The organism is Fulvivirga sp. (genome assembly GCF_040218215.1).
In the GTDB taxonomy this organism is placed as follows: domain Bacteria; phylum Bacteroidota; class Bacteroidia; order Cytophagales; family Cyclobacteriaceae; genus Fulvivirga.
Map to the genome: position 1 here is coordinate 101,164 of NZ_JAVJQL010000023.1, position 6,720 is coordinate 107,883.

Here is a 6,720-nt window from a genome sequence, read left to right on the forward strand (position 1 = left end):
AATGAAAATATACAACCTAACGGTCAAGCAGTTTTTGCCGATTTCTATAGAAGAAGCCTGGGAATTCTTCTCTTCACCGAAGAACTTAAAGGACATCACTCCTGCACACATGAAGTTCGATATCCGCTACATATCTGGTGGTGAGAAAATGTATCCTGGTCAGGTGATAACCTACAAGCTACAGCCAGTACCAGGCATTCCGGTTTCGTGGACTACTGAAATCACCCATGTCAATGAGCCTCATTATTTTGTGGACGAACAGCGTTTCGGTCCTTATGCTTTATGGCACCATCAGCACAGGTTTAAAGCTGTAGAAGGTGGTGTGGAAATGGAAGACGAAGTAAATTATGCCATTCCGTTAGGGATATTAGGCCAACTGGCCAACTGGCTCTTTGTAGGAAAAAAGGTAAAGGGTATCTTTGATCATAGATTTAGTGTGTTAGAAGCTAGATTTGGAAAATAAATGGATTTAATAACTATTCTTCTTTGTGCATTAATAACCATAGGCACTTTCCTGTTTATGGAAGGTGTGGCTTGGTTTACCCACAAATACATCATGCATGGTTTTTTATGGACATGGCATAAGTCGCACCACAAGGCGCATGACCATACGTTAGAGCGCAATGATCTTTTTGCTTTAGTGTTTAGTATTCCCAGTATTTTACTGTTATACTTTTCGCTTGGTATTAATCCTTACCTTACTGCTATGGGCATAGGCATCTTTTTATATGGCCTTTTCTATTTTATATTTCATGATGTTATTGTGCATCAAAGAATAAAGTGGAGACCTAAAAAAAGAAGTCATTATCTCAACAGAATGATCCATGCCCATTATATCCACCATGTAAAAAGATCTAAAGAAGATGGTGAAGCATTTGGGTTTCTCTATGCGCCCAAAAAATTCGAAAAAAGAAAATTAGGTTCTACTGCTGAATAGTTCAAAATTGTCTTAAACATATCTGCCTTCTTGCGGTTATTTTGGCTGAAGATAGCATATGAAAAAGGCAATTGTTATAGGCTCAGGCATCGCGGGCATTGCCACTGCCCTGCGGCTAAATAAGAAAGGGTACGATGTAAGTGTTTTTGAGGCCAATAGCTATGCTGGTGGCAAACTCCACGCATTTAAGAGTAATGGGTACCGATACGATATGGGGCCATCTCTTTTTACCATGCCGCATTTGGTAGACGAACTTTTTACGCTTCATAATAAGAATCCCAAAGACTATTTTGACTATTCTAAAAAAGAAGTGGTCTGCAATTATTTTTGGGATGATGGGAAAAAATTTTCAGCACCGGCAGACCAGCAAGTTTTTATTAAAAAAGCTTCAGCTGAATTTGATACTGATGAGAATGCATTGAAAAACTACCTGTCAAGGAATAAAGAAAAATATGACTTGACAGAAAATGTGTTTCTCAAAAAGTCATTGCATAAATGGGATACATACCTTTCATTTAATACTATCAAATCATTAGTTCAGGCTTATAAGCTTCATATTAACAAGAGCTTAGATGATGTGAATAGCCAATATTTTGATGACCCTCATCTGCGTCAACTCTTTAACCGGTACGCAACCTATAACGGGTCCTCACCCTATAAGACTCCCGGCATAATGTCGATGATACCGCACCTGGAAATGCATTATGGCACCTTTTACCCTAAAGGTGGTATGCATGAAATCTCTCAAAGTCTTTACAAGCTTGCTAAAGATGTTGGTATTAATTTTCAATTTGAAGAACCAGTCACATCGATCAATATTAAAAATAACATGGCGGTAGGCGTCACTACAAAAAAGGGTGATTACAGAGCAGAACTGGTCATTTCAAATATGGATGTTTTCAGCACTTACCAGCAGTTGTTAAAAGAAAAAAAACAGCCAAAGAAAATATTGCAGCAAGAGCGATCGAGTTCAGCTATTATCTTCTACTGGGGTATAAAAAGAAAATTCCAAGAATTAGACCTCCACAATATCTTGTTTTCAAATAATTACAATGAAGAATTTAAGAAGATATTCGATGAAAAAGACCTTGCAAATGACTTAACAGTGTATATCAACATAACAAGTAAAGAAGACCCGAGTGATGCACCTGAAGGATGTGAAAATTGGTTTGTGATGATCAATGCTCCGGGAAACTTCGGTCAAGACTGGTCAGGTTTAATTACACGGGCACGCATTGGTATCATTAACAAAATCAATAAGATACTGAATACTAACATTGAGCATTTCATAGAGAGTGAAGAAATATTAGATCCTATAACCATAGAGACTAAAACCAGTTCACATCGCGGGTCGCTCTATGGCACCTCAAGTAATTCGAAATTTTCAGCCTTTCTTCGTCATGCCAACTTTTCATCTTCTTATAAAAATCTATTCTTCTGTGGTGGTTCAGTGCACCCTGGCGGAGGAATTCCCCTTTGCTTATTGTCTGCAAAAATAACAGCTGAATTGTGTGCTAAATCATGAAACGATTGTTGATCGAATTTCTCCAAAAAAATCTTAAACCCATTGTAATTATTATTCTATGGGTTTTTCATATTACAGCGGTAATTGGTGTTACACTGGGCTTTAAAGATTGGTTTATCTCAAAAACCCCTATCACCCTGACATTAATGTTCATTTCCCTCATTATCTACTACCCAATCAAACAAATCAGGTATTGGTTCATAGGGTTCATTTTGTTTGCAGGTGGTTTTATAGCAGAATGGATTGGAGTTCATTATGGCATATTATTCGGTGACTATCATTATGGCAATAATTTGGGCTTCAAACTGGACGGTATACCGCTAATGATTGGGGTTAATTGGTCAATTTTAGTGCTTATTACAGGAGTAATTAGTAACCACATTAGCAGTAGAATAGTAACCAGGGCCACTACTGGCGCAGTATTAATGGTCTTTCTTGACTTTTTCATGGAGACCTCTGCTCCTATTTTTGATTTTTGGATTTGGGATATTGGTTATGCTCCGCTACAAAATTATATCGCCTGGTTTGGTGTGGCTTTATTGCTTCAATTCATCTTTCAAATTTCAAAGATCACTGGTGATCTTGCCATTTCTTTACATCTTTATGGCGCGCAACTGATCTTCTTTATATATTTCTATGGCTTCTATAGTATATGATTTTGCAATAATTGGTACCGGTGCAGCGGGCTTACATCTCGCTCTGGCCATGAAGCAAGACCCCTACTTTGATGATAAAAAAATACTTTTAATAGATAAAAGCAAGAAAGACGTTAATGATAAAACCTGGTGCTTTTGGGAAAAAGGTGACGGCAAATGGGATGATATAACCACCAAAACTTGGAGAAATTGCCAGTTTATAAATTCATTTGAGAAGCTTGATATTTCATTTGCGCCATACAACTACAAAATGGTTCAAGCATTGGATTTTTATAATCACGCTAAACGGGAAATTAATCAAACTGATATTTTTGAGATAATTACTGATGAAGTTGAAAGCATTAAGTGTCAAGAAAATGTAACCATTGAAACTAGCGGAAATGTGTTTTTGGCCAAGCATATATTTGATAGCCGCATTAGTCAGGATTTTTATTCCTACAAAGACAATTATACCAGACTATTACAGCATTTTAAAGGTTGGATTATAGAGACAAATGAAGACCAGTTTGATGATTCATCATTCACCATGATGGACTTCAGTGTTAAATGGCCTTCTACAACTAGTTTTATGTATGTGCTTCCCACATCAAAAACGAGCGCACTATTGGAATACACCTTCTTTTCTAAAACTTTAGCCAATGAGGAGGACTATGACAAAATGCTTAAAAACTATGTAGAAGAAATATTAGGTGTAAAAAAGTATACAATTAAAGATGTTGAAAAGGGCGTAATCCCTATGAGTAATTACCCTTTTCACAAACATAATACTGATCAAATAACCAAAATAGGAACTGCCGGAGGTTGGGTTAAGCCTTCATCCGGATACTCATTTAAAAATGCTGAAAGATCGAGCCTTAAAGTAGTTGATAACATCAAAAAGGGGATTAAACCATCTTCTAACATTATTAACAAACGATTCTTATTTTATGATTCGATTTTTCTTAAAGTACTGAATGATCAAAACTATTTAGGCGAGTCCATTTTTAGTGACATGTATAAAAAGAACGATATCAGTTCCATTCTTTCATTTCTTGATGAGCAAACTAGTATAGTCGAAGAAATTAGAATCATTAATAAGTTTCAGAAAGCTCCTTTTATCAAAGCCTTACTAAAAAATATTTTCTCCTAAGGTTTTAAATGGCTTAAACCTTGCAAACAGTTCTTCTTTATACCATTTCACTTCCTTCGTCATTTTTATTGCTGTCCGGTGCTCTTTGCTTTGATAAGCAAACTGCTTCATCGCTTCAGAATTTTTCCATTGGCTGATGGTAGCCATTTGCACCATAGGCCATTCTCCCACCCCCTTTGAATATACAAGCCCACTATTTCCCTTCAAAGGAAGGTATGAAGTAGGCACATATTTCCAGAACTTGTACAGGTGCCTCCACTTTATAGTCGCTCGGGTTAATACCAATATTGGAGACACATCATCGTCCAACTCTGGGTTTTGCACAAATGGATTTTGTTCATTCCAAAAACCATGGGAAGATATGCTTCTACAAAATATCGTATATTTTTTTTCTGATCTGCGTTGATAATCTTTAATAATCTTAGCTGTTTCGAAAAATTCATCAGCTGATTTTTCTGTATCCCAAACCTGTAGCAGGGCATAAACAGAGAAATCTGGCCAAATACTAAAGCCATTACCTCTACCACTACCCATTAGCTTATAAAACAATTGACCATTTACCTTTTCCAGAAATCTATGAGCAAACTGCATTTGAGACAGCGCCCAAAATTTGGAGCTAAAAGAATTAAATTTAAAAAAGGTAATAGTGGTAATTTGATTACTCATAGAAATGTCAGAGACAACTAAACAACAACTATTAGATAAGTAATGTTAAATATCATGGACAAATGATGAGTTTAGATCAAATGAAATTTAAAAATAGAAAAGCAAACCTATTGTCGGGTATACTGTTTGACTATAGAACTGCACAACTATGAAAAAGTACACTCCCTATTTCCCGATTGCGGGCATGGCGCTTTACCTGATTTTATTCACCTACACCACTACACTATATCCTGGAGGGTCAATAAACGAACCATCGGCTTCTTCACATAGTTACTTTCATAACTTTCTTTGCGACTTGATGAATCCTACTGCAGCTCATGGGGTCATCAATCCGGCAAGGCCTTTGGCTATTTTAGCACATTTGATATTGAGCTTCACCATGATTTCATTCTTCTATATTTTACCGGAAATATTTGAAGCTGAAAACAGGAATACTAAACTCATGAGAGGCTTTGGCATGTTTACCATGACGGTGTTTATTTTAATGTATACCCCTTATCATGACTTAATAGTAACCCTCACAGGAATATTTGGCACTGTAGCACTGGTACCCTTCTTTATAGAATTATACAAATACCAGGGCAAACGACTCAAGCAACTGGCTTATGCATGCTATGCCATGAGCATTATTGTTTTTATAAGCTTTCAGACCAAAATTGGGTTCTATTACCTTCCCTTTCTTCAGAAAATTACTTTTGTGCTAGATGCCATTTGGGTGATATGGGTGAGTATGATTGTGTTGAAAAAGTACAGACTACCTGCCAGCACAAACCCTGTTTAACATGAGTTCGATACAAAATACTTAAACCAGAGCGTCATTGCGGAATTTTTCTTCCAATCATTTTTAAATGGAAGAAAAATATCCGCAATCTCACAAGTATGCGTTTGAGCTACCGGATAAAATAAGCTTTACAAAAAAATTAAAGCTGATTTTTCCGACCCGCCTACCGAAGTTGTACGGAGGGCAGGCAAGACAACCCGTATTACATCGAACCCACTTTATTTAGGTTATCCTTCTTGCTGTTTTAGAAAGTTAATTTGGATAACTCGGGCTTGCGTATAATTTTGCCCTATGAAAATACTCATCAATATAGGAACAGCCTTCCTGCTTTTATTCTGGCCTATGGTGCTTTTCACATCTGTAATGATGTTTGATGCACCTGGTTCAACAGAAAACCTCTCAACCATTATTACAGTAATACTGGTAGTAGCCTATCCTATTTATATTTTCAGTATTTATCACTTTCTGAATGCCAAGTTCTTCGGGCTATCTGCTTTGCTATGCCTAAAGATTGTAACCGTGCTAGTATTACTGGCGATGTCCGTTTTTGGGTATTTTGGGTTGTTGTGGGAGGCTGTGGTTAATTAGCTACTGATATAGCTTAAGCTATGAATCTTATTAAAAATCCATTAGATTAACATTCGGATATAAAAGATATAAGGGACATATGTCCCTTAGCCAATTGTTACAGACCACTGGGTGACGTCAGATAGCAGATTTACATGATTAAAACTTCCCAAGACTTCTACAACTACTTTATGATGGCTTTGAACCTCCTTCTAGCCTCATCTCAGGTATTAATCTACTTAACTAACTACCCGAACGACTTACTTGAAATCAAAAACAACGAACTCTTTCACATTCAAACACCTGAATACTTTATTCCCGAACTAACTCTTGGATTTGGTGGATTTTTTCTAATTATGTCAATTGTTTTTTATGTGCTACGAACAGAAGGCAACAAAAAGCAAGGAAAAGAACAATATCAAATTGCTTTCATCTACATCATAATGGGAGGCTTAATGG

Annotated in this window: 9 protein-coding genes; 8 read left to right on the top strand and 1 reads right to left on the bottom strand. The window is 36.6% G+C overall.

The genetic code is table 11. From position 1 onward, the window contains the following. The first annotated feature begins 1 nt into the window (after position 1). From RIB54_RS16355 to RIB54_RS16375, 5 genes are read left to right on the top strand one after another with little or no spacing between them, the layout of a single operon-like run. A complete protein-coding gene (locus tag RIB54_RS16355) occupies positions 2-463 on the top strand; it encodes an SRPBCC family protein (RefSeq protein WP_350101889.1) in 462 nt (153 codons plus the stop codon). Continuing rightward, a complete protein-coding gene (locus tag RIB54_RS16360) occupies positions 464-937 on the top strand; it encodes a sterol desaturase family protein (RefSeq protein WP_350063271.1) in 474 nt (157 codons plus the stop codon). Between the two features lie 58 nt (positions 938-995). After that, on the top strand, positions 996-2,462 hold the full coding sequence (crtD, locus tag RIB54_RS16365; RefSeq protein WP_350101890.1) for a 1-hydroxycarotenoid 3,4-desaturase CrtD: 1,467 nt from the start codon (positions 996-998) through the stop codon (positions 2,460-2,462). Beyond that, on the top strand, positions 2,459-3,118 hold the full coding sequence (locus RIB54_RS16370) for a carotenoid biosynthesis protein (RefSeq protein ID WP_350101891.1): 660 nt from the start codon (positions 2,459-2,461) through the stop codon (positions 3,116-3,118). Before crtD ends, RIB54_RS16370 begins: the two co-directional genes overlap by 4 nt. Further along, positions 3,099-4,247: a lycopene cyclase family protein gene (locus tag RIB54_RS16375; RefSeq protein ID WP_350101892.1), complete on the top strand. Its 1,149-nt coding sequence runs from the start codon at positions 3,099-3,101 to the stop codon at positions 4,245-4,247. Before RIB54_RS16370 ends, RIB54_RS16375 begins: the two co-directional genes overlap by 20 nt. Here the strand turns inward: RIB54_RS16375 and RIB54_RS16380 are convergent. Beyond that, on the bottom strand, positions 4,227-4,913 hold the full coding sequence (locus tag RIB54_RS16380; RefSeq protein ID WP_350101893.1) for a spheroidene monooxygenase: 687 nt from the start codon (positions 4,911-4,913) through the stop codon (positions 4,227-4,229). The genes RIB54_RS16375 and RIB54_RS16380 overlap by 21 nt on opposite strands. Before the next feature lie 148 nt (positions 4,914-5,061). Between RIB54_RS16380 and RIB54_RS16385 the strand changes: the two genes are divergently transcribed. The 3 genes from RIB54_RS16385 to RIB54_RS16395 all read left to right on the top strand — a co-directional run. After that, positions 5,062-5,694: a hypothetical protein gene (locus RIB54_RS16385; RefSeq protein WP_350101894.1), complete on the top strand. Its 633-nt coding sequence runs from the start codon at positions 5,062-5,064 to the stop codon at positions 5,692-5,694. A 291-nt stretch (positions 5,695-5,985) separates the two neighbouring features. Further along, on the top strand, positions 5,986-6,282 hold the full coding sequence (locus RIB54_RS16390; protein WP_350101895.1) for a hypothetical protein: 297 nt from the start codon (positions 5,986-5,988) through the stop codon (positions 6,280-6,282). Positions 6,283-6,416: 134 nt separating this feature from the next. Beyond that, positions 6,417-6,720 (top strand): hypothetical protein (locus RIB54_RS16395; protein ID WP_350101896.1); only part of this gene is annotated, 304 nt, incomplete at its 3' end.